The sequence below is a fragment of the Conexibacter arvalis genome (genome assembly GCF_014199525.1).
In the GTDB taxonomy this organism is placed as follows: domain Bacteria; phylum Actinomycetota; class Thermoleophilia; order Solirubrobacterales; family Solirubrobacteraceae; genus Conexibacter; species Conexibacter arvalis.
The window spans coordinates 172306-196393 of sequence record NZ_JACHNU010000001.1; the positions used below are offsets into that span (position 1 = coordinate 172306).

Below are 24088 nucleotides of genomic sequence, written 5' to 3' on the forward strand. Positions count from 1 at the left end.
GACGGATGCGACAGCGCGAAACGATCGGCGACAGCGGGGCCGTCGCGCTCGGCCTCCGTCTCCTGGCGACGCTGTTGTGCGCGCTGGCCGCGGCGACGGCGATCGCTCCGCGAGCCGCCGCCGCGCCGCTGCCCGAGCCGTCGGCGCGGTTGGCCGTCGGCGTCGCCCACGCCTGCGCGCTGCTGCTCGACGGCAGCGTCAGATGCTGGGGCGCCAACGATCGCGGTCAGCTCGGCCAGGGCGACCGCGTACGGCGCGGCGCCGGGCCCGGCGAGCTGGGCGACGCGCTTGCGGCCGTCGACCTCGGCAGCGGCAGACGCGCCCGCGCGATCGCCGCCGGCTACCACCACACCTGCGCGCTGCTCGACGACGGCGCCGTCAAATGCTGGGGCGACAACGGCAGCGGCCGCCTCGGGCTCGGCGACGTCGCCGTCCGCGGCGACGAGCCCGGCGAGATGGGCGACGCCCTTCCGGCCGTCGACCTCGGCAGCGGCAGAACCGCCACCGCGATCGCGGCCGCCTCCAACCACACCTGCGCGCTGCTCGACGACGGCGCCGTCAAGTGCTGGGGCGCGAACGGCAGCGGCCGGCTCGGGCTCGGCGACGTCGCCGACCGCGGCGACGAGCCCGGCGAGATGGGCGACGCCCTCCCGGCCGTCGACCTCGGCCGGCCCGCGATCGCGATCGCCACCAGAACGGAGCACACCTGCGCGCTGCTCGACGTCGGCGCCGTCAAATGCTGGGGTCGCGGCGACTACGGCCAGCTCGGCCAGGGCGACAACGTCACCCGCGGCGATCAGCCCGGGGAGCTGGGCGACGCCCTCCCCGCGATCGAGCTCGGGAGCGCGGCGACGGCGATCGCCGTCGGGTACACCCACACCTGCGCCGTGCTCGACGGCGGCGCCGTCAAGTGCTGGGGCTGGAACGTCCACGGCCAGCTCGGACAGGGCGACACCGCCAACCGCGGCGACGGCGCCCGCCCGCGGCTCGACACGCTCCCGGCCGTCGACCTCGGCGGCGCCCGCGCGACCGCCGTCGCCGCCGGCTACGGCCACAGCTGCGCGGTGGTCGACGGCGGCGCCGTCAGATGCTGGGGGTACAACAGCGACGGCCAGCTCGGCCAGGGCGACACCGACCCGCGCGGCGGCCAGCCCGGCGAGCTGGGCGGCGCCCTTCCGGCCGTCGATCTCGGCAGCGGCAGGAGCGCCACCGCGCTCGGCGCGAGCATGTACAACACCTGCGCGCTGCTCGACGACGGCGCCCTCAAATGCTGGGGCGACAACGCCAGCGGCCAGCTCGGCCAGGGCGACATCCACGACCGCGGCGACCAGCCCGGCGAGCTGGGCGACGCGCTCGGCCCCGTCGACCTCGGCGGCCAGCCGGTCGCGCAGGTCGCGCTCGGGCTCCTGCACGTCTGCGGCCTGCGCGTCGACGGCGCCGTCAAATGCTGGGGCGACAACGGCAGCGGCCGGCTCGGGCTCGGCGACGTCGCCAGCCGCGGCGGCCAGCCGGGCGAGATGGGCGAGGAGCTTCCCGCCGTCGAGCTCGGCAGCGGCAGAGCCGCCACCGCGATCGCGGCCGGCTCGTCCCACGCCTGCGCCCTGCTCGACGACGGCACCGTCAAATGCTGGGGCGCCAACAACGGCGGCCGCCTCGGGCTCGGCGACACCGCCGCCCGCGGCGACGCGCCCGGCGAGATGGGCGACGCCCTCCCGCCCGTCGACCTCGGCAGCGGCAGAACCGCCACCGCGATCGCGGCCGGCTCGTCCCACGCCTGCGCGCTCCTCGACGACGGCTCCGTCAAATGCTGGGGCGCGAACGCCAGCGGCCAGCTCGGCCAAGGCGACAGAGCGGCGCGCGGCGGCCAGCCCGGCGAGCTCGGCGACGCCCTCCCGCCCGTCGACCTCGGCAGCGGCGCGACCGCCACCGCGATCGCGACCGGCTCCCACCACAGCTGCGCCCTGCTCGCCGACGGCACCGTCAAGTGCTGGGGCGACAACGGCAGCGGCCAGCTCGGCCTGGGCGACACCGAGCCGCGCGGCGACCAGCCCGGCGAGCTGGGCGACGCCCTCCCGCCCGTCGACCTCGGCAGCCGCAGAACCGCCGTCGCCGTCAGCGCGGGGCGCGACCACAGCTGCGCGCTGCTCGACGACGGGACCATCAGATGCTGGGGCGGCAACAGCGACGGCCAGCTCGGCCTGGGCGACACCGAGCCGCGCGGCGACCAGCCCGGCGAGCTGGGCGACGCCCTCCCGCCCGTCGACCTCGGCAGCCGCAGGACGGCCACCGCGATCGCGCCCGGCCATCGCCAGACCTGCGCCCTGCTCGACGACGCGACCGTCAAGTGCTGGGGCCGCAACGCCGACGGCCAGCTCGGCCAGGGCGACACCGCCGCCCGCGGCGACCAGCCGGGCGAGATGGGCGACGCGCTCGCGGCCGTCGACCTCGGCAGCGGCAGAAGCGCCACCGCGATCGCGGCCGACTGGGCGCGCGTCTGCGCCGTGCTCGACGACGGCGCCGTCAGATGCTGGGGCGCGAACACCAGCGGCCAGCTCGGCCAGGGCGACAGCGACCCGCGCGGCGGCCGGCCCGGCGAGCTGGGCGACGCCCTGGCGCCGATCGACCTCGGGCGGCTGCGCCTGCGCGACCGCGTCGGACCGCTCGCCACCGCCTCGGGCTTCCCGGCCTGGAGCGCCGCGCCGCCGGCGATCGCGCTGCGGGCGCACGAGGTCGGCAGCGGCGTGGAGCGGATCCGCTGGGCGATCGAGCGCCGCGACGGCGGCCCCGTCGACCCCTTCGGCCCCGACGGCCAGACCTGGGATCCCGCCGCGCCGCCGCGGCCGGAGCACGGCGAGCGGGTCGCATTCGCCGCCGTCGACCGCGCCGGCAACCGCGGTCCGCTCGGGCGCACCGCGTTCGCGCGCGTCGACGAGGTCGCGCCGGTCACGACCGACGACGTCCCCTCCGGTCCGCAGACGACCGCCCACCGCGTCACGCTCGACGCGGTCGACGACGGCAGCGGCGTCGCCGCGATCCGCTACACGATCGGCAGCGCGCCGGGCGATCCCCACGGCCCGGACGGGGCGCTCTACGACGCCGCGGACGAGCCGCTGCTGCGCCCCGGCGAGCGGATCCGCTACGGCGCAGTCGACCTCGCCGGCAACGAGGAGACGCCGCGCAGCGCAGCGCTGGAGGCGCCGCCGAGACCGGATCCCGACCCGGACCCCGATCCCGACCCGGACCCGGACCCCGACCCCGATCCCGGCCCGCAGCCGCAGCCGGAGCCCGAACCGCCGGCGGCCAACCATCCGCCGAGCGCCAACGCGATCGTCACCCGCCTGCGCGGCGGCAGAGCCCGCGCCCGCCAGCGCTACCGGCTCGACGGCCGCAGCTCGCTCGATCCCGACGGCACGATCGTCCGCTGGCGCTGGCGCGTCGACGGCCGCGTCGTCAGCACCGCCGAGCGCGCCACCGTCACGCTGGCCGCGCGCAGACGCGCCTACCGCGTCACGCTCACGGTCGCCGACGACCGCGGCGCCGTCGACACCACGGCCGTTCGCGTCCGCACGCCGGCGCCGCCGCCGATCCGCGTCACGATCCCGGCGCGGATCGCCTTCGCCAGCGACAGCTCCGTGCTCACGCGCCGCGCCGCGGCGCTCCTCAGACGGCTGCGCCCGCACGCGCGCGGGGCGCTGCGCGTCACCGTCACCGGCCACGCCGACGACCGCGGATCGGCCGGCTACAACCGCTGGCTCTCCAGACGGCGCGCGCAGCGCGTCGCGCGGCTGCTGCTCGCCGGCGTCGCCCCGCGGCCGCGCGCAGTCACCGTCGTCGGCCGCGGCGCCGACCGCCCGCGCGCGAGCAACCTGACGGCGGCCGGGCGCGCGGCCAACCGCCGCGTCGAGGTCGAGATCGTGACGCGGCGCTGAGCGCGGGCTGCCGCGTCGAGGTCTACGCTCACGCGCAGCGCCACGATGTCGAGAAGCGCGGCCCGGCTCCGCTCACCAGGTGAAGGGCCGCGACAGGCGCGGCCCGCGGACACCAGGAGATCACGATGCCGAAGTACCTGCTGCTCAAGCACTACCGCGGCGGCCCGGAGCCCCACCGTCCCTTCCCGCCGATGGACCAGTGGGCGCCCGGGGACGTGGAGGCGCACATCGCCTTCCAACGGCATGTCGTCGAGCTGCTGCAGGAGAACGGCGAGTACGTCGACGCGCAGGCGCTCACGCCGACCCGCACCTGGGTGCGCTACGGCGGCCCCGACGCCGCGCCCGTCACGACCGACGGCCCGCTGCCGGAGACCAGCGATCTGATCGCGGGCTGGTACATGATCGACGTCGACTCGCACGAGCGCGCACTCGAGCTCGCCGCCTACGTCTCCTCCGAGCCCGGCCCCGGCGGCGAGACGATGTACGAATGGATCGACGTCCGCGAGGTCATGTCCGGCGCGCCGCCGGAGGAGTGATCGCCGTGGCCGGCCGGCCGGCCGATCCGCTCGACGAGGGCGCCCTGCGCGCCCTCGTCCCGCGGGTGCTGGCGGCGATGGTGAGGCGCGGCGAGCAGTTCGACGCCGCCGAGGACGCGCTGCAGGAGGCGCTGCTGGAGGCGCTCCGCAGCTGGCCCGAGCATCCGCCGCGCGACCCGCGCGCGTGGCTGACGACGGTCGCGACGCGGCGGCTCCTCGACGCCCGCCGCAGCGAGGCCGCCCGCCACCGTCGCGAGGAGGAGATCGTCGAGGAGGCGGCGCGCGCACAGCCGCCCCCGACCGCCGCCGCGGCCGAGGACGACACGCTCTTCCTGCTCTTCTGCTGCTGCCACCCCGACCTCTCGCCGGCCTCCCAGGTCGCGCTGACGCTGCGCGCCGTCGGCGGCCTCACCACCCGCGAGATCGCCGACGCCTTCTACGTCCCGGAGGCGACGATGGCGCAGCGGATCAGCCGCGCCAAGCGGACGCTGCGCGGCCGCCGCCTCGACCAGCCCGGCGACCTCGCCGTCGTGCTGCGCGTGCTCTACCTCGTCTACACCGCCGGCCACGCCGGAAGGGTCGATCTCGCCGGCGAGGCGATCCGGCTCGCCCGCCAGCTCGCCGCCGCCACCGACGAGCCGGAGGCGCGCGGGCTGCTGGCGCTGATGCTGCTCAACCACGCCCGCCTCCCGGCGCGGCTCGACGCCGAGGGCCGGATCGTCACGCTCGACCGGCAGGACCGCAGCCGGTGGGACAGCCGCGAGATCGCCGAGGGTGTGTCGATCCTGCAGTCGGCGCTCGCGCAGCAGACCGAGGAGCGGCCCCCGGGCCGGTACCAGATCGAGGCTGCGATCGCCGCACTCCACGACGACGCGGCGAGCGCGGAGGAGACCGACTGGCCGCAGATCCTGTCGTGGTACGACGACCTCGTCGCGCTGACCGCCGACCCGGCGCGCCGCGATCCCGCCGCGGTGCTCGGCCGCGCCGTCGCGGTCGGCCATGTCGACGGCGCCGCCGTCGGCCTGCGCGAGACCGAGCGGCTGCGCGAGTCGATCGGTGACCGGCACCGCTGGCATGCCGTCCGCGGCCACCTGCACGAGCTCGCCGGCGACCCGTCCGCCGCCGCCGCGGCCTACGCCGAGGCGGCCCGCCGGGCGACGAACGTCGCCGAGCGCGACCACCTCGTCCGCCAGGCCGCCCGTCAGCACGCGCGAGCCGACGCCGCTCCAGGCTGAAGCCGTGTGCGACCGGACCGGTCGGGTACCTGCCGGCACGAGCGAACCTGAAGGGGTGGGTGCCTTGTCCGCCAGCAGCGGCAACCTCGAAGCGCAGCCCGACGAGCGCGGGCTCTCGGTGCTCGCGCAGGTCTCCAACGAGATGGTGCGCCTGTACAAGGAGCAGTTCGGCCGCGGGCCGCGAAGAGTGCGCGCCCACTGGTGCGGCGCCGACGCGCTCGCGGTCGTGCTCGAGGACACGCTCGCCCCCGCGGAGCGCAACCTCGTCGCGCTCGGCGCGCACCAGACCGTGCGCGACACGCGGCTGATCTTCCAGTACGCGACGCTGCCCGAGTTCTGCGAGCCGGTCGAGCGGATCACGGGTCGGAAGGTCCGCGCCTTCGTCAGCGGCATCGATGCCGAGGTCGACGGCCTCTCGATCGAGAGCTTCGTCTTCTACCCGGTCGGCGAGGAGGCCGGCCAGCCGAGCCGCATCGAGCGCGCGCCACGACGATGACAGCGCGCTGACCGCCCGGCCGAGCGTGCGGATCGCGCCCGCTAGCGTCTCCGCACGACATCGGCGGTGCAGCGCATCGTCCGGCGTTGGCTGACCGACGCGACGGGCAGTCCGTCCTCCGGAAGCGGGGACGGCCGCACGGGCGCAAACCCGCAAGCCCCTCCAGGAGGCATCGTGTCCGTGCACCATCCCGTCACGGCTCCGCCCGGCTTCAGCATCCGCATCCGCCCCGAGCGCGACCACGTGATCGTCGCGCTCGGCGGCGAGCTCGACCTCGCGACCGTCGAGCGCGCCGAGCGCTGGGCGCGCGCGCTCTTCCGGCGCGGCTTCGCGTCGATCGCGTTCGATCTGCGCAGACTGACGTTCATCGACTCCAGCGGTCTGAGACTGCTGCTCCTGCTCGACAGGATCGCCGCCGCCGGCGGCGCCCGGTTCGCGATCATCGACGGCGAGGGGCCGGTCCGCCGCCTCCTCCAGCTGACCGGCCTGACCGACCACTTCGCCCGGGTCGCCCCGAGCGCCGCCTGAGCACGGCGCGGTCGCCGCTCGGTCGGCGCGTGCGCGGCGGTGCGCTCGACCGAGCGGCGGGGCGATCCGGGATTGGAGCCGGTCACACCGCGCTGAGCGCGAGCGAGAGGCCCAGCGCGAGCATGATCGCTGCGATCGCGCCGTCGAGCAGCCGCCACGCGGCCGGCCGGGCGAACAGCGGTCGCAGCGCCGCCGCGCCGTAGCCGAGCGCGGCGAACCAGAGCACGCTGCCGCACGCCATGCCGGCGGCGAACCACCAGCGCCGATCGCCGTGGGCGTCGGCGGCGGTCCCGGCGAGCACGACGGTGTCGAGGTAGACGTGCGGGTTGAGCCACGTCAGCGCCAGCGCCGTCAGCAGGACGGCGAGCACGCCGCCGGCGGCGCCGTCTGCGGCGTCGGCGACGGCGCAGCGGCGCCACGCGCGCCGCGCCGCCAGCGCCGCGTACGCGAGCAGGAACGCGGCGCCGGCCAGCCGCGCCGCGTCGGCGAGCGCCGGGGCGCTCGCCAGCAGCACGCCGGCGCCGCCGACGCCGAGCGCGATCAGCACGACGTCGGAGATCGCGCAGACGGCGACGACGACGCCGCGGCGCTCGCGCAGGAGGCCCTGCCGCAGCACGAAGGCGTTCTGCGCGCCGATCGCGACGATCAGCGAGAGCCCGAAGGTGAGCCCCGCCAACGCCGCCAGCAGTGCAGCCGAGGAAGGCACGGGCTCTGATCGTCACCGCGCCTGACCTGAAGCGCAACGACAGTTCCTGCGCTACCTGTAGCGTTGCTTTCGGTGCAGTTCGACTCGCAGCAGCTGCGCGCGCTCGTCGCGATCGCCGACGCCGGCTCGCTCGACGGCGCCGCCGCCGCGCTGGCGCTGACGCCGTCGGCGGTCAGCCAGCGGCTGCGCGCGCTGGAGCGCGCGACCGGCCAGGTGCTCGTCGTGCGCAGCCGCCCGATCGCGCTCACCGCCGCCGGCGAGGTGCTGCTGCGGCTGGCGACGCAGGTCGCGCTGCTGGAGGAGGAGGCGGCCCGCGAGCTGGCCGGGGACCGGGCCGCGGCGGCGCGCACGCCGATCGCGGTCGCCGTCAACGCCGACTCGCTCGCGACCTGGTTCCTGCCGGCGGTCGCGCCGCTCGCCGACGCGCTCGAGCTGCGGGTCCACCGCGAGGACGAGGGCCGCACCGCCGAGCTGCTGCGCCGCGGCGTCGTGATGGCGGCCGTCACCGGCGAGGACGAACCGGTCGCCGGCTGCGAGGCGACCGCGCTCGGGGCGATGCGCTACGTCCCGGTCGCGGCGCCCGCGTTCGCCGCGCGCTGGTTCCCGCCCGCCGTCGCCCGCGCCGACGCCTTCCGCCGCGCGCCGGTCGTCTGCTTCGACGCCGCCGACCGGCTGCAGGAGCGCTTCCTGCGCGAGCAGACCGGCGAGGACCCCGCGCCGCCGGTCCACCTCGTGCCGGCCTCGGCCGACTACCTGCGCGCGATCGAGCTCGGCTTCGGCTGGGGCCTGGTCCCAGAGCCCCAGCTCGACGTCCGCGCCGGCGACGACGCGCTCGTCACGATCGCCGACGAGCGGCTCGACGTGCCGCTGCGCTGGCAGCGCTGGTCGCTGCGGACGGCGTCGCTCGCAGCCCTCACCGACGCCGTCGTCACGGCCGCCCGGTCGGCGCTGCGGCAGCCGGACGGACGCGCGGCGCGAACGCTGTCGTCGGCGTAGCCTTGAGGCACCATGAGCTGGAGCGAGGCGTACGCCTCCCTCTCCGACGCCGACACGGCGCGTGGCGCGCCGTTGACCGCGGACGAGCTCGAGCGGCTCGCGACCGCGGCCTACATGCTCGGCCGCGCCGATGACCATCTGCGCGCGCTGGAGCGGGCCCACCGCGCCCATCTCGACGCCGGCGCGCCGCTGCGCGCGATCCGCTGCGCGATCTGGCTCGGCATCTTCCTCGCGCTCCGCGGCGAGCAGGCGCGCGCGACAGGCTGGCTGAGCCGCGCGCGACGGATGCTCGCCCACCAGCCGAGCGACTGCGTCGAGCGCGGCTACCTGCTGCTGCCCAAGATGATCCGCCACGCCGCGGCGGGCGAGGACGCCGGCGCCCTGGCGGCGGCCGCCGACGCCGCCGCGATCGCCGAGCGCTGCCGGGACGCGGACCTGCTCGCGCTCGCCGTCCACGAGCAGGGGCTCGCGCTCGCGCGGCAGGGGCAGGTCGAGCGCGGCCTCGGCCTGCTCGACGAGGCGATGGTCGCGGTCACCGCCGGCGAGCTGTCGCCGATCGTCACCGGGCTCCTCTACTGCAGCGTGATCGACGGCTGCCACGAGCTGTTCGCGCTGCGCCGCGCGCAGGAGTGGACGGCGGCGCTGACCGCCTGGTGCGAGCGGCAGCCGGAGATGGTCGCCTTCACCGGCCGCTGCCTCGTGCACCGCGCCGAGCTGATGCAGCTGCACGGCGCCTGGCACGACGCGCTCGACGAGGCCCGCCGGGCAGGCGGGCGGTTCGCGCGCGCCGGCGACGCGCGCCCAGCCGCCGGCGCCCGCTACCGCGAGGGCGAGCTGCACCGCCTGCGCGGCGAGCTCGCGGCAGCCGAGCGCGCCTATCGCGACGCCCACCGCGGCGGCGTCGAGCCGCTGCCCGGGCTGGCCCTGCTGCGGCTCGCGCAGGGCGACGGAGCCGCCGCGACGGCGACGATCCGCCGCGCGCTCGCCGAGACGACCGCGCCGCTGCGGCGGGCGCGGCTGCTGCCCGCGGCGGTCGAGATCGCGCTGGCGATCGGCGACGGGGAGGAGGCGCGCGACGCCTGCGCCGAGCTGGAGCGGATCGCATCCGACCACGGCGGCGCCGGCTCGGAGGCGAGCGGCTTCGACGCCGGGGCGCGCGTCGGCGGGGGCGGCGGCCTGCTGTCCGCGCTCGTCGGGCACGCTCGCGGCGCGGTCGCGCTCGACGGCGGCGACGCGCGCGCCGCCTTGCGCGCGCTGCGCGAGGCCAGCGAGGCGTGGCGGCTGCTGGAGGCCCCGTACGAGGGCGCGCGCAGCGGCCTCCTGCTCGCGCTCGCCTGCCGCGCGCTCGGCGACGAGGCGACCGCCGCGCTGGAGCTGGACGCCGCGCGCGCCGCCTTCGCCCGGCTCGGCGCGGCGCCCGACCTCGCCCGCGCCGAGCGGCTCGCCGGCCGCTCGGCCGGCGCGACGGCCGGAGACCGCCACGGCCTCACCGCGCGGGAACTGGAGGTCCTGCGGCTCGTCGCCGCCGGCGCCACCAACCGGGCGATCGCCGCCGAGCTGGTGCTCAGCGAGCGGACGGTCGACCGGCACGTCAGCAACATCCTCGCGAAGCTGCGGCTCCGCTCGCGCACGGCGGCGACCGCCTACGCCTACGAGCACGAGCTGGTGTGAGCGATGGGTGGGATCACCCAGCCGGCGCACCGCGCGCGGTTGGGTTGATCGGCCGATGCGGTCGCCGCCGCGCGCGCGTAGCGTCGGTGCCCGGAACCGCTTCGAGCGCTCGCCCGAGCTGACGAGGAGGAGCAGATGAGCCGCCTGCTGGAGAGCCGAGAGACCGCCGTCGAGGAGCTGCGCGCGCGGCTTCGCGGCGCCGTCATGACGCCGCACGACGCCGGCTTCGCGGCGGCGACCCGCCTCTGGAACGGCATGATCGACGCGACGCCCGCGCTCGTCGTGCAGCCGACCGGCACGGCCGACGTCGTCGAGGCCGTCCGCTTCGCCCGCGCGCGCGGGCTGCCGGTCGGCGTGCGCGGCGGCGGCCACAACATCGCCGGCACGGCGCTCGCCGACGGCGGCGTCACGCTCGACATGTCGCGGCTGCGCGGCGTGCTCGTCGCGTCCGATGCGCGCACCGCGACGGCGCAGGCCGGCTGCCTGCTCGCCGACGTCGACCGCGAGTGCCAGCTGCACGGCCTCGCGACGCCGCTCGGCTTCGTCTCCGAGGTCGGCGTCGCGGGGCTGACGCTCGGCGGCGGGCTCGGCTACCTGACGCGCCGCTTCGGCTGGACGGTCGACAACCTGCTCGAGGTCGAGGTGGTGACCGCCGACGGCGTCGTCCGCCGCGCCAGCCGCGACGAGCACGCCGACCTGTTCTGGGCGCTCCGCGGTGCCGGCGCGAACCTTGGCGTCGTGACGTCGTTCACCTTCCGTCTGCACCCCGTCGGCCCGCTCGTCCACGGCGGCCTGATCGCCTGGCCGTTCGCCCGCGCGCAGGAGATCGTGCGCGCCTACCGCGCGCTGACCGTCACCTCGCCGCCCGAGCTGACCGCGTTCCTGACCATGCTGCGCGGCCCGGCGGCGCCGTTCGTGCCCGCTCGCTGGCACGGCGAGCGCCTCTGCGCGATGACGGTCTGCTTCAGCGGCGATCCGGGCGACGCCGACGAGGCGCTCGCGCCGCTGCGCGCGCTCGCCGACCCGGCCTTCGACCTGCTCCGCGAGCTGCCCTACACGGAGCTGCAGTCCTCCCTCGACGGGACCGAGCCGAAGGGCCTCCACTACTACTGGAAGACCGAGTACGCGGCGGAGCTGAGCGACGAGCTGCTCGAGACGTTGCGGGAGCTGTTCACCGCCTGCCCGATCCCCGACGCCGAGCTGGGAATCCTGCAGCTCGGCGGCGCGCTGCGCGAGCACGCCGACGACGACGGGGCCGTCGGCAACCGTGACGCCGGCTACGCGATCGGCGCCCTTGGGATGTGGGAGCCGGACGACCCGGCGGCCGACGCGCACCGGCGCTGGATCCGCGCGGCGTGGGAGCGCCTCCGCCCGTTCTCGACCGGCGCCGCGTACGTCAACTTCCAGACCGCCGACGAGGGCCCCGACCGGGTCCGCGCCGCCTACGGTCCCAACTTCGACCGCCTCGTCGAGATCAAGCGCGCCTACGACCCGGACAACCTCTTCCGCTCAAACCGCAATGTGGTCGCCTAGCAGCGCAGAGCACCGGTTCGCGTGAGCGGTTTCGATCCCACGCGCGATGTCACCGCATGACGCCGGGGATCGGTGCGATGGCCGTGCGGTGCTACGGTCGTTGCGGTAGCGCTCGCTGGGCGGTTGGCCTGCTCTCCCGACGCGCGACGCAACGAAGAGCGGGCCGAGAGGAAGCGCCATGTCCCCCGAAGGACCCTGGCGAGCGGCGCGGGCATTCGTCGCGCGCCACCGCGTCGCGCTGACCATGCTCGCGTCGCTTGCGAGCGCAGCCGCGCTGTCGCTGCTGCTCTACGGCCGCCGCCACGAGTTCAGCGCCGCGCTGGCCAGCGCGGCGCTGTGGGTCGTCGGCCTCAGCGTCGTCCTGCACGTGGGCGGGCTGCTCGCGCGCACCGAGGCGTGGCATCGCACGATCGAGGCCGCCGGCGGCACGGTCTCCCGCCGGGTGCTGTATCGCGCCTCGAGCATGCAGGTGCTGGGCAGCGTCGTCAATCCGCACCTCGGCGTCGCCGCGCGGATCGCCGCGCTGCGCCGCTCCTCGCCCTCGGTCAGCCCGCAGGTGCCGACGCTGATCGCCGCCGAGTTCCCGATCCTCGCCGTCGAGGCCGCGCTCGCGGCGCTGACCTCGTTCACGCTGATCGGACCGCTCGGGCTGCCGTGGTGGCTGCCGCCGCTCTGCATCGCCGTCATCGCGCTCGCGAGCACGGGCATGCGCCGGCTCGCGCTCGCCAAGGGGCGCGAGCTGTGGAGAGGCCTCGCCGTCGTGCGCACGATCCGGGGCGGCGGCGCGCTGATCGGGTTCGTCCTGCTCGCGGTGCTCGCGCAGGTCGCCCGCAACTGGCTGCTGCTCCACGCCGTCGGCGTCGACGCCTCGCTGTTCGACGCGATCGCCGTCCTGATCGCCGTCGTCACGCTCGGCCAGCTGCCGATCGGGCCCAGCGTCGGCGCCGCCGCCGCCGTCCTGATCCTTGGCCACGACGGCATCGCCGCGACCGCAGCCGCCGGCATCCTCCTGACCGCCACCGGCACCGCGGCCGGCCTCGCCTTCGCCGCGTGGGCCGGGCTCGACCGCCTCTGGAGCCGCCTCCGACGTCGACCGCGCGCGAGCGGGCCGCCGCCCGTGCCGACCCGCCCCGCGCTCCGCCGCCGACGGCAGCGATTCGGCGTCTGACGTGAGCGGGCGCCGCCCGCTCAGGGCAGGTTGCCGGTGATGGCGCGCATCTCCTCGGCGCTGAAGGCGCGCAGCGTCGTGGAGCGGATATTGCCCTGCCCGGCGACGGCGAGCAGCGCGGCGGCGAGGGCGGCGTCGTCGGGAGCGTCGACCGTCGCGACGAGATCGTGCGCGCCGAGCGTCCAGTGGATGTCGAGGAATCTCACGCCCATCCCCTCGAACTGGCTCTGCGCCGCCTCGTAGCGGTCGACCGTCTCCTTCGCTCCGCGGACCCCTTGGTCGGTCCAGTCGAGCAACGCGATGTACGTCGGCATGGATGCCTCCTCTCGCTCGCAGCCGTGTCTTGCTGGTGCCCGGCCGCGAGCGGTTCCGACCGTCGATCGCCTGGATGATGGAGCCTTGGCGCACGCGCGTGCGGCGCGCCGAGCGGCGGCCGGCCTCGGCGACCGGCGCCGGCCGGCCTCATCTGGCCGCTCAGCCGGTCACGCCGCCGGCGCGGTGCCCGCCGGCTGCCACCACGACCGTCCGTCTCGCACGGGCGGTGACGGCGTCGGCCGAGGTCGCCACGGCGGTGTTCGTCTTGCGGCCGCTGGCGCCGCTCAGCGCGCGGACGACGAGCTGGAAGCCGCGGCTCGCGCGCGGTCCGAGCGCGCGCACGGTCCAGCAGTGCCGACCGCCCGCCAGCCTCGCGCGCGGCGTCGAGCGCACGGCGACGAGGCCGGCCGGCAGCTGGTCGCAGACGCGAACGCGGCGCGCGGTGCCGCGCGACGGGTTCGTCACGCGCAGCGGTAGGAGAACGTGTCGCCGGCGCGGACCGACGCGCGGCTCGCGGCCTTCGCCAGCCGCAGCGGGACCCGTCTGACCGTCGCGCTGACGCCGGCGATGTTGCCGGCCGGCTTCGCGTCGGTGCCGTCGCCGGTCGCGCTGACGACGTTGCGCTTCGCGCGGCCGAAGCTGGTCGGCGCGACCACGACGGCGACCGTCGCCGCCGCGCCCGCGCGCAGCTGGCCGAGCCGGCAGGTCACCGGGAAGCGGCGGGTGCAGCGGCCCTGGCTCGCTCTCAGCGAGACGATCCGGCCGCTCGCGGCGAACGTGTCGGTCAGCCGCGCGTCGGGCGCGTCGCCGCCGCCGCGGTTGACGACGCGGATGCGGTACGTGATCCGCTCGCCGATCGTCGCCGCTCTGCGGTCGGCGCGCTTCGTGACGTGGAGGTCGAACGGCGCGGCCGGCGCGCCGGTCGGCGGGGTCGGCTCCGGCGGAGTCGGCGGCCCCGGCGGCGGCGGGCCGGGAGTGGTCGCCGCGCAGACGGTCGCCGTCGCGCTGTTGTCGCTCAGGTCGCCGTCCTGCTGGTCGCCCCGCACGGTCGCGACGTTGACCGTGCAGCCGGCGCCCGGGAGCGCGGTCGCGGTCACGAGCACCTGGGTCGAGCCGCCGGCCTCCAGCGATCCGAGCGCGCACGACACGCGCCCGTCGGCGATCGCGCAGCTGCCCTGGCCCGGCTTGGCCGAGACGAGCGCCAGCCCGGGCGCGAGCGGATCGTCGACGGTCACGCCGCTCGCGTCGCTGGGGCCGTCGTTGGCGACCGTCAGCACGTACATCACCTGGCCGCCCGCCGGCACGGACGCGGCCGAGGCCCGCTTGGCGATCGAGAGGTCGGCGCGCCCTCTCAGCGACGGGCAGACCGTGCTCTCGTCGTCGGAGGGGTCGGGGTCGATCGTGAGCGCTCTGACCGTCGCGGTGTTGCTCGGGCAGCTCGCCAGCGAGCTCGGCGCTCTCATCGTGATCGCGAACGACTCGGTGGCGCCGTTCGGCAGCGCGTCGAGCGCGCACGTCACCGTGCCGCCGGCCTCGCCGCAGCCCGCGCTGACGGAGAGGAACCTCAGCCCTCTCGGAAGGACGTCGGTCACGACCACGCCGCGCGCGGGGTCAGGTCCTCTGTTGAAGACGTCGAGCCGGTAGGCGATCTCGCCGCCGGGCACGATCGGCGTCGGCGTCGCGCGCTTGACGACGCCGACGTTCGCCCGTCCCTGCGGCACGCAGACCGCGCTGACGTCGTTGGCCGGGTTGGGATCGGGCGTGTCGCTCGCGACGGTCGCGGCGTTGGTCAGCTGCGTGCAGGTCACCGCGGCGGTCGCCACCCGGACGCTCACCTCGAACGTGCGCGTGGCGCCGGAGTCGAGCGAGTCGACCGCGCAGGTCACCGTCGCGCCGACGACGCCGCAGCCCGCGCCGGCCGCGACGAACGACAGCCCGGCCGGCAGCCGGTCCTCGACGCGGACGCTCGTCGCCCGGCTCGGGCCGGCGTTGGTCACCGTGAGCGTGTAGGTCTCCTCGCCGCCGGGCGTCAGCCGCTCGGAGGCGGCCGTCTTCGTCACGCCGAGGTCGGCCGGCAGCTGGGTGTTGACGACCGTGCAGGCGATGTCGTCGCCGGGCGCCGGCGAGACGGCGACCGACGTGCCGCCGCCCGACGGCAGCGACGGGTCGGCGACGCCGTCGTTCGTGCACGTCCACGCGCGCGCGTAGTCGTCGAGCCGGGTCCCGCTCGCTGCGGCGGCCGCCTCCGACAGCGTGTAGGAGGCTCCGTCGGTGCGCGGCAGCACGATCGTCTCGCCGGTGGTCGCGGCGTCGCTTGCGCCGGTCGAGGCCGACGCGATCTCCGTGCCCTCCGGCGAGGTGACGGCGAGGTCGAAGGCGTCGGAGGCGCGGACCCGCCCGGCGACCTGCTTGGCGACCTCGACCTTCGCGGTCTGGAGCGCGAACGCTGCGCCGGAGCGGGCCGTCGTCTGGAGCGCCAGCGACAGCGTCGACGGCGTGTCGGCGCCGACGATCACGCCGTCGTAGAGCGCGACCGGCGAGCTGCCAGCGCCCGGCGGGTCGCTCCCCTGCCCGATGCAGGTGACGGTGGTCGTGCCGAGGCCGCTGAGCGCGTCGCGGCAGCCGCGCGGGGCGGTGCCGTTCATGACGCCGATCAGGCTCAGCGGCCTGTCGGAGGTCCAGGTCAGCCGCTCGTTCGGCGTCGCGATGTTGTTCTCGGCGTCGGCGGCCACGAGCCGCCAGCCGGTCACCCGGGCGCCCGCGCCGTCGACGACCTCGATCTCGCTCAGCGTCAGCTCGGCGCCGTTGAGGGCGCCCGCGTCGCGCGCGTACAGGACCGGTCTGCCCGGGACCCCGACGTAGTCGGAGGAGCCGAACGGGAATCGCCGCGCCAGCGGCGCCGGCAGCGGGTCGATCGCCGGGTGGGCGGACGGCCCGGCCAGCGGACGCGATCTGATCGTGAACGAGACGGTGTACGCGCCGCCGGGCAGCGTGATCGACAGCCGCTGGCCGTCAGCCGAGCGGGCGGCGGCGTCGCTGTAGGCCGCCATGTCGAGCCAGCAGAGGGTCGAGGCGTACGGGCCGCCGGCGCCGTACCCGCAGCCGGCGGCGCCGGACTGCGCCGACGCCTGCGCAGGGATCAGAGCCGCCGCGGCCGCCGCGACGAGCGCCGCGACGACGATCGGCGCGAACCGGCGCGACGCGAACGCGGCGAGCGCCGCGCCCGCCCAGCAGCACGGCCAGCGCTACGTGCCGCGGCTGCTGGAGCATGCGCGGCGCGGCGACCTCGACCCTTCGTTCCTGGCGACCCATCGCATGCGGCTCGACGACGCGCCGCGCGGCTACGAGCTGTTCAAGCACAAGCGCGACGGCTGTGTGCGCGCCGTCTTCGCCCCCTGAGTCGGATTGGGAGGCGCGCGCGGCGGGAACCTGCGGGGCTCGTCCACGAACCGAGGAGAGCCGGTCGGCATGGCGGTGCGACGCCAACGCAGAGGGAAGGTCGACGACGAGCCGGGAAGCGGCCTCGCACTTGCCGTGGCCGGGCTGTTCACGATCGCCGTGCTCGCGATGATCGTGTGGATCCTCGTCGAGCACGGGATGTGAGGAGCGCGGGATGAGCGGAATCGACGCGCGACGCCCGTCGGCGCGCACCCGCGCCTGGCGCTGGGCGCTCGCGCTGGCGGGCGCGGCGGCGCTGCTGGCAGGCTGCGGCGGCGACGAGGAGTCGCTGCAGTCGGGCGGCGACGCGAACGCGGGGGCGAGTGGCGGCGACATGCTGCCCGCCGCCGACGTCGCGCGCGTCCTGAGCGCGCAGAGAGAGATCGCCGCTTGCCGCGACGGCGGCGACGCGCGCGGGGTCGACGGCGCCGTCTCGACGCTGATCGCCGTCTATCGCGACGGCCCCGACCGCATCTACCAGTTCGGCTCCAGCGAACGGCTGGGACGGCCGATGCGCGACGTGCTCGACGAGGCGAGCGAAGGGCTCGACGCCTGCCGCGACCCCGCCGCCCGGGCGCGGATCGAGCGGGCGCTCGCGCAGGACGACGCCGGGTAGCGGTCGGCGCCAACCTGCGGACATCGCCCGTTCGCAACCGCGCTCGGCGGGTACAGGCGGGCTTCAGGCAGCGTCGGGAGCATCACCATGAACCGTGCGAAGACCGTCAAGCGACGGGTCCGCTCAGCGGATCCCTCCCTCACCCCGGAGGCCAACCGGCTGCTGACCGACGAGCTGCGCGAGGTAGTCGGCGCCGAGGAGGTCGAGGTGCCGGCCGCGGCGGCCGACGGCCGCGGCGAGGCGCACGGCGGCCACGGCCGCCTCCTGACCGCGATCCTCGCCAACCGGGTCCTGTTCTCGATCTCGTTCGCCGCGCTCGTGACGGTCGGCGTGATCCTCTCCCTGATCACCGGCACGTGGTGGGCGCTCGTCGTCGCCTGCGCCGTCCACGCCACCGGCACGCTGCTGATCGCCGGCTTCGCGATCCACATGACGACCGAGGTCGAGCACGTCGACCCGACCACCGCCGCGCGGCTGGAGGACGAAGGCGTCGGCGACCCCGATCGCGTCCTCACCGAGCTGACGGAGCAGTTCGCCGGCGCCGAACGGGCGCACGGAGCGGCCGACGTCGTCTCCACCGGCAGCAACGACAACCGCGCCGACCCCGACGCGTCCCCGGCGCAAGCCGAGCGCGAGCAGCGTACGGCGATGACGCCGTCGGCGCACGGCAGCAGCCCCGCCGGCAGCGGCTCGGTGATCGGCCTGATGCCGGTCGCGGTCGTCGCCGGCCTGCTCGTCGTCACGCTGATCGCCGCGATCGCCGAAGGCGGTCTCGTCTGGGCGGTGCCGGCGATCGTCTGGGCCGCCGCGACCGTCTGGCTCGTGCTCGTGCTGCGCGTCGACGGACCTGCCGAGGAGCGCGCGGCCGACGCCGGCGAGCCGCTCGAGGGCGGGCCGGATCGCGCGCACGGCGACACCGCCACGGCGGCGCGCGCCCGGCTGCTGCCGGTCGTCGCGGTCGCCGTCGTCGGCGTCGCCGGCTTCTGCGTGCTGGTCGCGCTGGCGATGACGACGCTCTAGCGGACGGTCGCGGCGTCGGCCGCCGATGAGTTCCCGCCCGCCCGGGCGTCATCTGTCGCGATGCGGGAAACGACCGACTCCGCGAAGGAGGAGAGATCATGGGCAAGCTCGTCGTCACCGAGTTCCTGACGCTCGACGGCGTCGCGCAGGCGCCGGGCGCGCCGGACGAGGACCGCGAGGGCGGCTTCGTCCACGGCGGATGGCAGGCGCCGCTGCTCGACGAGCAGGCGGGCGCGACGATGTTCGAGCAGGCGCGCGGGATGGACGCGCTGCTCCTGGGCCGCAGAACGTACGAGATCTTCGCCGGCTACTGGCCGACCGCGCCGGAGGAGATCCCGTTCACCGGCCTGCTCAACGACGTCGCCAAGTACGTCGCCAGCCGCACCCTCGCCGAACCGCTCGAGTGGAGCGGGTCGACGCTCCTGACCGGCGAGCTCGCCGACAGCGTCGCCGCCCTGAAGGAGCGCCACGAGGAGATCCACGTGATCGGCAGCCTCGACCTCGTCCAGTCGCTGCTGCGCCACGGCCTCGTCGACCGGATCGAGCTGTGGCTCTACCCGCTCCTGCTCGGCAGCGGCAAGCAGGTCTTCGGCGAGGGGATCGCGCCGGCGAGACTGCGCCTGGTCGAGTCGGTCGCCTACCCCAACGGCACGCTGCAGCTCGCCTACGAGGCCGACGGCCTCCCCGCCTACGGCACCATCGGAGCCTGAACGGGCACGGCGCGCGGGCGGCTCCTCAGCGCGTGAGGACGGCGCAGCGCAGGCCGGGAGCGCCGGCGATCCGCCGGTCGAGGGTGACGAGCGCGGCGTCGAGCAGCTCGGCGAGCGCGACGTAGGCGGCGTCGTAGGTCGAGAGGTTGCGGCGCAGCTCCCACGCGCGCCGCGCGAGCAGCTCGTACGGCCACTGCTCGATCGCGAGGTCGAGCAGGTCGTCGTGGGCCTGCGCAGCCTGGTCGGAGCTCACGAGCCCGGCGAGCTCATGACGGCGGATGATGTTCGCCGCCTCGAACTGCACGAGTCGCGGGGCGGCGAGCGCCCGTCCGCGGAGCGCCTCCGCGGCCCATCGCCCATCGGGGCCGTCGTCGAGCAGCACCGCGACGAGCGCGGAGGCGTCGCAGACGACCGGCGTGCTCACCGGCGGTCGGCGTCGCGCGCGGCGAGGATCGATGCGGCGTCGACGCGGACGCCCGTCGCCCCGACACGCGTCCGCGCCCGTGCGATCACGTCGTCGACGGCGGGACGCGCCGCCGTGTCGATCAGCATGCCGCGCAGATACTCCTGCAACGACTGACCGGCGCGCGCGGCCCGCGCCGCAAGTTCGTCCCGAACCTCGTCCGGGACCTCTCGCACGGTGATCGCCACAGTCATGCAGTCAATCTAGCAGCTTCGCTGCGGAATCAGCAGCGCTGCCTCACCGGAGACCTTGCGGCCTCAGCGGGCACGGCGTCACCGGCGGCGCTGCGTCCCGAGGTCGCGTCGCAGCGCCAGCGCGGCGTGCAGCTCGAGCACGCGGCCGGCGCTCAGCGACCGGCCGAGCAGCTCCTCGGCGCGCCGCAGGCGGTTGGCGACGGTGTGCTGGTGGACCGACAGGCGGTTCGCCGCCTCGAGCTTGCTCATGCCCGCTTCGAGATAGGAGAGCAGCGTCTCGCGCAGCTGCGCCGACGCCGCGTCGTCGCCGGCGAGCGGGCCGAGCTGCTCGGCGACGAAGCCGCGGGCGCGCTCGGGATCGCTCGTCAGCAGCGCCGGCAGCTCGACGCGGCGGTAGCGCACGACCGGGTCGGTCCGCCGCATCCGAAGCGCGAACCGGCGCGCCTCGACCGCCTCAAGGTGACTGGCGCGGAAGCCCTCCTCGCCGTGGCCGCAACGGCCGGCGGCGACATGCACCCCGGGCGGGACATGCGCGGCGGCGATCGCCTCCTCGTCGCGCCCCGCGGCGGGGCTGACCCACGCCCACAGGACCGAGACGCCGTCGGCGACGACGAGCGGGCGCCCCGCGCCGACGGCGGCGGCGGCGTCGGCGACGGCCGCCTCCAGCAGCCTCAGCGCGGACTGCGCGTCGCCGCCCGGGTCGGCCCAGACGACGAGCGCGAGCTGGGCGCGGCGCAGCTCGTAGTTGAGCCGGCGGCTGGCGACGTCGAGGTCGAGCTCGGCGCCGTCGAGCAGCTCGCGGACGGTCGCCGCGCGCAACGCGTCGGCGCTGCGCGCCCATCGCTCGCGCTCCTCCCCGTAGACCTGGATCGCGCAGTCGGCGAGGCGGTTGGCGTACTGCAGGTGGTGCGTTCCCCAGCGCAGGATCAGCGCTCCGGCGTCGGGTCCGGCCGTCTCGACCATGTGCGCGGCGACGTGCTCCCACACGTATGCCATGCCGTAGCGCGTGCTGCGGATGATCTGGTCGAGCGAGACGCCCCGCCGCGCGACGTCGCGCAGGTAGTCGACCGTCTCGGCCGCGAGCGTGAGGCTCTCGGCCTCCTCGCCGCGCAGCATCATCGTCGCCTGCCGCGCGATGCTCGCCTCCGACGCGATCCGATGGTCGTCGAACAGCTCGTCGAGCCGCTCCGAGAGCCCCTCGACCCGCGCGAAGGAGCGGCGGACCATGTCGGCGGCGATCTCCTCGACGTTGTCCAGCAGCCAGTGGATCGTCTCCTCAAGCGCCTCGGGCAGGGCGGCCTCGCGGCGCGCGCATCCACGCCGCGGGCGCGCCGTCGCCGGAGGCCCGCCGTCGCCCTCTCGCACGCTCGCCACGCTCCCGCGCCCCCGGGCTCAGCCCGCGTCGCGGCCGAAGGCGCCCTGCGCGCGCGCCGCCTCGATCCGCTCCCCGTCGTAGCCGCACAGCTCGCGCAGCACCTGCTCCTGGTCGGCGCCGCGCGCGGGCGCCGGCCGCAGCGGCGCCTCGTGGCCGGAGATCCGCAGCGCCGAGGCGATCTGGCGGACCTCGCCGAACGTCGGGTGCGCATAGGAGCGGATCGCGTCGCGCGCCTCGATCTGCGGGTCGCTCAGCGCGGCCGGCAGCGTGCGCACCTCGCCGACCGGCACGCCGGCGGCCCTCAGCGCCTCGACCCACGCCGCGACCGGCCGCTCGCGCATCCGCGCGCGCAGGATCGCGAGCAGCTCGTCGCGGTTGCGCAGGCGGGCCGCCATGTCGGCGAAGCGCTCGTCGCCGAGCAGCTCCCCGAGGCCGGCGACCTCGCAGTAGCGGCGCCAGAACTTCTCCTTCGCGCAGGCGACCGTCAGCCAGCCGTCGGCGGCCTCGAACGCCTGGAACGGCACGATCGACGGGTGCGCGGACTCGCCGTGGCGGACCGGCTCGTGCTCCTTGGTCGCCGACCACGTGCCGACGTAGGTCAGCAACGACAGCGCGACCTCGTAGAGCGACAGGTCGCAGTCGCCGCCGACGCCGTCGCGCCGCGCGCGCCAGACGCCCGCGGCGATCGCCAGCGCCGCCGCGTAGCCGGCGCAGAAGTCGACGAGCGAGAGGCCCGACTTCGTCGGCGGCCCGTCCGGCTCGCCGGTCAGCGACATCCAGCCCGACAGCGCCTGCATGATGTAGTCGTAAGCCGGCTCGGCGGCGCGGGGCCCGGTCATGCCGAAGCCCGACAGCGAGCAGCAGACGAGCCGCGGGTTGCGGTGCGCGAGCGCGTCGTAGGTGAGCCCGAGCCGCGCCGGCTGGTCGCCGCGCAGGTTGCAGGCGAGCGCGTCGGCGCCGGCGACGAGGTCCTCCAGCACCGCCCGTCCCGCCGCGCTCTTGAGGTCGAGCGAGATCGAGCGCTTGCCGGCGTTGAAGGTCTCGAAGAAGAGCGAGTCCTCGCCGTCGCGGTACGGCGGCACGTAGCGGCCGACGTCGCCGCCGGTCGCCGGGTCCTCGACCTTGATCACGGTCGCGCCGAGGTCGCTCAGCTGACGGGTGCCCCACGGCCCGGCGCCGAACTGCTCGACCGCGAGCACGGTCACGTCCGCCAGCGGCGCGCGCGGCACGGTCGGGCGCTCGGCGGCCGACGCGCCGGTCATGCGCTCATCCCGACCGCGAGGCCGCCGCTGACCGCGAGCACCTGGCCGGTGACGTAGTCGCTCGCCGGCGAGCACAGGAACGCGATCGGCGCCGCCGCCTCCGCGACGGTGCCGGCGCGGCCCAGCGGGATCGCCCGGTCGAGGTCGGCGCGCGCCCGCGCGGGGACGCCGACCCGCACGACCCGCTCGCCGATCGTCACCGTCGACTCCTCGCCCCACGTCTGCGTCAGCCGCGTGTCGATCAGGCCGAACGCGACGGCGTTGACGTTGACCTTCAGCGGGCCCCATTCGCGCGCGAGCGTCTTCGTCAGCCCGACGACCCCGGCCTTCCCGGTCGCGTAGCCGGCCTGGCCGGCGCCGCCCCACGCGGCCACCGAGGAGACGTTGACGACCTTGCGGAAGACCTCGCGCCCCTCCTCGCGCTCGCGCTTGGCCGGCTCGCGCAGGTGCGGCGCCGCGGCGCGCAGCACGCGGAACGGCGCGACCGCGTGGATCTCGAGCATCGACCGGAAGGTGTCGTCATCCATCCGGTGCAGCGGCCCGTCGGCCGTGTAGCCGGCGTTGTTGACGACGATGTCGAGCCGCCCCCATGTCCCGACCGCCGCGTCGACGAGCGCCTCCGCGACCCTCTCCTCGACCAGGTTCCCGGCGAACGCGACCGTCTCGCCCGGAAGCTCCGCGGCCGTCCGCTCGACGACCTCCCGGTCGAGGTCGGCGACGACCACCCGCGCGCCGCCGGCCGCGAGCGCCTCCGCCGTCGCGCGCCCGATCCCGCGAGCCGCGCCGGTCACCACCGCCACCTTGCCCTCGTACGTCACCCGCTCTCCCTTCCTCAGACCGTCGCGGCCGCGCCCGACAGCGCGGGACCGACCGCGTCCCATCGCGGGACGCGGCCAGCGTATGCCGGCCGCTCGGCGCGGCGCTTGTGTGGCCGTCCAGCGTCGCAGCGTCGCGCTGGACGGCCGCACAGGACAGGGCCGACGCGCCTCCATAGCCTCGTCGCGGGCACGCGCAGCCCGCGCGGCCCCGGGGAGGAGCTGGCGGGGCGACGCGCGTCGCCGGCACCTCCGCACGGCCAACGACAGTCACCGGAGGTAAGCATCTTGGACTCCCTCGTCTCCGCCGTCGAGGACGGCGTCTACCGCATCGAGCTCAACCGGCCCGACCGCCTCAACGCGATCGACAAGCCGATGCAGCGAGCGCTGATCGCCGAGCTGGTCAGAGCCGACCACGACGACGACAGCGACGTGATCGTGCTCGCCGGTCGCGGGCGCGCCTTCTGCGCCGGCGGCGACATCCGCTCGCTGACCGCGTCGGACTCGTTCAGAGACACGCGCGGGCGCGTCCATCCCGGCGCCAAGCACCTCGTCAACGCGTTCCTCGGGCTCGAGAAGCCGATCGTCGCCGAGGTCGGCGGGGCCGCGGTCGGGCTCGGGGCGACGATCGCGCTGATGTGCGACGTCGTCGTGATGGGCGAGAGCGCCCGCATCGGCGACCGCCACGTCAACGTCGGCGTCGTCGCCGGCGACGGCGGCGCCGTGATCTGGCCGCTGCTCGTCGGGCCGGCCCGCGCCAAGGAGCTGCTGATGACCGGCCGGCTGCTGCGCGGCCCCGAGGCGCGGGAGATCGGCCTCGTCGCCCACTGCGTCCCCGACGACGAGGTCGGCGCGAAGGTCGCCGAGCTCGCCGCCGAGCTGGCCGCCCAGCCGCGCTGGGCGATGCGCGCGACGAAGGTCTCCGTCAACCGCTACCTCGAGTGGATGTCGAACCTGACGCTCGACGCCTCGCTCGCGCTCGAGCACCTCTCGATGACCAAGGACGAGCACGCCCAGGCCGTCGAGGCGTGGCTCGCCGCCCAGGGCAGGTAGCGGCGGACGGCGGCGGCGGGGCGGGCGCC

23 protein-coding genes and 1 pseudogene are annotated in these 24088 nt (G+C 76.1%); 15 read left to right on the forward strand and 9 right to left on the reverse strand.

Features of this window, described 5'->3' with window-relative positions:
* Positions 1 to 5: 5 nt before the first annotated feature.
* The 5 genes from BDZ31_RS00835 (at position 6) to BDZ31_RS00855 (ending at position 6724) form a co-directional block, all read left to right on the forward strand.
* The gene (locus BDZ31_RS00835) at positions 6 to 3929 is read left to right on the forward strand and encodes an RCC1 domain-containing protein (protein WP_183338057.1); all 3924 of its coding nucleotides are present in this window, start codon (positions 6 to 8) and stop codon (positions 3927 to 3929) included.
* Between the two features lie 125 nt (positions 3930 to 4054).
* Positions 4055 to 4465 carry a YciI family protein gene (locus BDZ31_RS00840; RefSeq protein ID WP_183338059.1) on the forward strand — a complete coding sequence of 137 codons (411 nt, stop codon included), beginning with the start codon at positions 4055 to 4057 and terminating at the stop codon, positions 4463 to 4465.
* Positions 4466 to 4470: 5 nt separating this feature from the next.
* Positions 4471 to 5700 (forward strand): RNA polymerase sigma factor, encoded by a 1230-nt coding sequence (locus BDZ31_RS00845; protein WP_343075495.1) that lies wholly within the window; start codon positions 4471 to 4473, stop codon positions 5698 to 5700.
* A gap of 64 nt (positions 5701 to 5764) precedes the next feature.
* Positions 5765 to 6196 (forward strand): Na-translocating system protein MpsC family protein, encoded by a 432-nt coding sequence (locus tag BDZ31_RS00850; protein WP_183338063.1) that lies wholly within the window; start codon positions 5765 to 5767, stop codon positions 6194 to 6196.
* A gap of 180 nt (positions 6197 to 6376) precedes the next feature.
* A complete protein-coding gene (locus BDZ31_RS00855; protein ID WP_183338065.1) occupies positions 6377 to 6724 on the forward strand; it encodes an anti-sigma factor antagonist in 348 nt (115 codons plus the stop codon).
* Positions 6725 to 6806: 82 nt separating this feature from the next.
* On the opposite strand, the gene BDZ31_RS00860 is transcribed toward BDZ31_RS00855, so the two are convergent.
* Positions 6807 to 7430: a LysE family transporter gene (locus BDZ31_RS00860; RefSeq protein ID WP_183338067.1), complete on the reverse strand. Its 624-nt coding sequence runs from the start codon at positions 7428 to 7430 to the stop codon at positions 6807 to 6809.
* Positions 7431 to 7502: 72 nt separating this feature from the next.
* On the opposite strand from BDZ31_RS00860, the gene BDZ31_RS00865 reads away from it, so the two are divergent.
* The 4 genes from BDZ31_RS00865 to BDZ31_RS00880 all read left to right on the forward strand — a co-directional run bounded on the left by BDZ31_RS00865 (position 7503) and on the right by BDZ31_RS00880 (position 12798).
* A complete protein-coding gene (locus tag BDZ31_RS00865) occupies positions 7503 to 8426 on the forward strand; it encodes an ArgP/LysG family DNA-binding transcriptional regulator (protein WP_183338069.1) in 924 nt (307 codons plus the stop codon).
* A 12-nt stretch (positions 8427 to 8438) separates the two neighbouring features.
* Positions 8439 to 10097 carry a helix-turn-helix transcriptional regulator gene (locus tag BDZ31_RS00870; RefSeq protein WP_183338071.1) on the forward strand — a complete coding sequence of 553 codons (1659 nt, stop codon included), beginning with the start codon at positions 8439 to 8441 and terminating at the stop codon, positions 10095 to 10097.
* A 135-nt stretch (positions 10098 to 10232) separates the two neighbouring features.
* Positions 10233 to 11630, forward strand: coding sequence for an FAD-binding oxidoreductase (locus tag BDZ31_RS00875; RefSeq protein ID WP_183338073.1), 1398 nt, complete (start codon positions 10233 to 10235; stop codon positions 11628 to 11630).
* A 178-nt stretch (positions 11631 to 11808) separates the two neighbouring features.
* Positions 11809 to 12798 (forward strand): lysylphosphatidylglycerol synthase domain-containing protein, encoded by a 990-nt coding sequence (locus BDZ31_RS00880; protein ID WP_183338075.1) that lies wholly within the window; start codon positions 11809 to 11811, stop codon positions 12796 to 12798.
* Between the two features lie 20 nt (positions 12799 to 12818).
* Here the strand turns inward: BDZ31_RS00880 and BDZ31_RS00885 are convergent, their stop codons facing one another.
* The 3 genes from BDZ31_RS00885 to BDZ31_RS00895 form a co-directional block, all read right to left on the reverse strand.
* Entirely contained in the window at positions 12819 to 13112 is a 294-nt protein-coding gene (locus BDZ31_RS00885; RefSeq protein ID WP_183338077.1) for a GYD domain-containing protein, read from the reverse strand.
* 160 nt (positions 13113 to 13272) lie between these two features.
* Positions 13273 to 13578 (reverse strand): DUF11 domain-containing protein, encoded by a 306-nt coding sequence (locus BDZ31_RS00890; RefSeq protein WP_183338079.1) that lies wholly within the window; start codon positions 13576 to 13578, stop codon positions 13273 to 13275.
* Positions 13575 to 16163 carry a DUF11 domain-containing protein gene (locus BDZ31_RS00895; RefSeq protein WP_183338080.1) on the reverse strand — a complete coding sequence of 863 codons (2589 nt, stop codon included), beginning with the start codon at positions 16161 to 16163 and terminating at the stop codon, positions 13575 to 13577. Before BDZ31_RS00895 ends, BDZ31_RS00890 begins: the two co-directional genes overlap by 4 nt.
* 175 nt (positions 16164 to 16338) lie before the next feature.
* Between BDZ31_RS00895 and BDZ31_RS25730 the strand changes: the two are divergent.
* The 5 genes and pseudogenes from BDZ31_RS25730 to BDZ31_RS00915 all read left to right on the forward strand — a co-directional run.
* Positions 16339 to 16512: pseudogene (locus tag BDZ31_RS25730) on the forward strand (glutathione-dependent formaldehyde dehydrogenase); the annotation flags it as partial.
* Positions 16513 to 16581: 69 nt separating this feature from the next.
* Positions 16582 to 16716, forward strand: coding sequence for a hypothetical protein (locus tag BDZ31_RS25315; protein WP_281381453.1), 135 nt, complete (start codon positions 16582 to 16584; stop codon positions 16714 to 16716).
* A gap of 10 nt (positions 16717 to 16726) precedes the next feature.
* Complete coding sequence (locus BDZ31_RS00905) at positions 16727 to 17167, forward strand: hypothetical protein (protein WP_183338082.1); 441 nt, start codon at positions 16727 to 16729, stop codon at positions 17165 to 17167.
* A gap of 87 nt (positions 17168 to 17254) precedes the next feature.
* On the forward strand, positions 17255 to 18187 hold the full coding sequence (locus BDZ31_RS00910) for a hypothetical protein (RefSeq protein WP_183338084.1): 933 nt from the start codon (positions 17255 to 17257) through the stop codon (positions 18185 to 18187).
* 98 nt (positions 18188 to 18285) lie between these two features.
* Positions 18286 to 18897 (forward strand): dihydrofolate reductase family protein, encoded by a 612-nt coding sequence (locus BDZ31_RS00915; RefSeq protein ID WP_183338086.1) that lies wholly within the window; start codon positions 18286 to 18288, stop codon positions 18895 to 18897.
* 25 nt (positions 18898 to 18922) lie between these two features.
* Here BDZ31_RS00915 and BDZ31_RS00920 read toward each other — a convergent pair whose 3' ends face one another.
* The 5 genes from BDZ31_RS00920 to BDZ31_RS00940 all read right to left on the reverse strand — a co-directional run bounded on the left by BDZ31_RS00920 (position 18923) and on the right by BDZ31_RS00940 (position 23009).
* Complete coding sequence (locus BDZ31_RS00920) at positions 18923 to 19321, reverse strand: PIN domain-containing protein (protein ID WP_183338088.1); 399 nt, start codon at positions 19319 to 19321, stop codon at positions 18923 to 18925.
* Complete coding sequence (locus BDZ31_RS00925) at positions 19318 to 19554, reverse strand: FitA-like ribbon-helix-helix domain-containing protein (protein ID WP_183338090.1); 237 nt, start codon at positions 19552 to 19554, stop codon at positions 19318 to 19320. The genes BDZ31_RS00920 and BDZ31_RS00925 overlap by 4 nt, the downstream gene beginning before the upstream one ends.
* 78 nt (positions 19555 to 19632) lie before the next feature.
* Entirely contained in the window at positions 19633 to 20919 is a 1287-nt protein-coding gene (locus BDZ31_RS00930) for an RsbRD N-terminal domain-containing protein (protein ID WP_183338092.1), read from the reverse strand.
* Between the two features lie 27 nt (positions 20920 to 20946).
* Positions 20947 to 22191: a CaiB/BaiF CoA transferase family protein gene (locus tag BDZ31_RS00935; RefSeq protein ID WP_183338094.1), complete on the reverse strand. Its 1245-nt coding sequence runs from the start codon at positions 22189 to 22191 to the stop codon at positions 20947 to 20949.
* On the reverse strand, positions 22188 to 23009 hold the full coding sequence (locus BDZ31_RS00940; protein WP_343075496.1) for an SDR family NAD(P)-dependent oxidoreductase: 822 nt from the start codon (positions 23007 to 23009) through the stop codon (positions 22188 to 22190). Before BDZ31_RS00940 ends, BDZ31_RS00935 begins: the two co-directional genes overlap by 4 nt.
* Positions 23010 to 23294: 285 nt before the next feature.
* Here BDZ31_RS00940 and BDZ31_RS00945 point away from each other — a divergent pair, with 285 nt between their 5' ends.
* The gene (locus BDZ31_RS00945) at positions 23295 to 24059 is read left to right on the forward strand and encodes an enoyl-CoA hydratase/isomerase family protein (protein ID WP_183338098.1); all 765 of its coding nucleotides are present in this window, start codon (positions 23295 to 23297) and stop codon (positions 24057 to 24059) included.
* Positions 24060 to 24088: the final 29 nt, after the last annotated feature.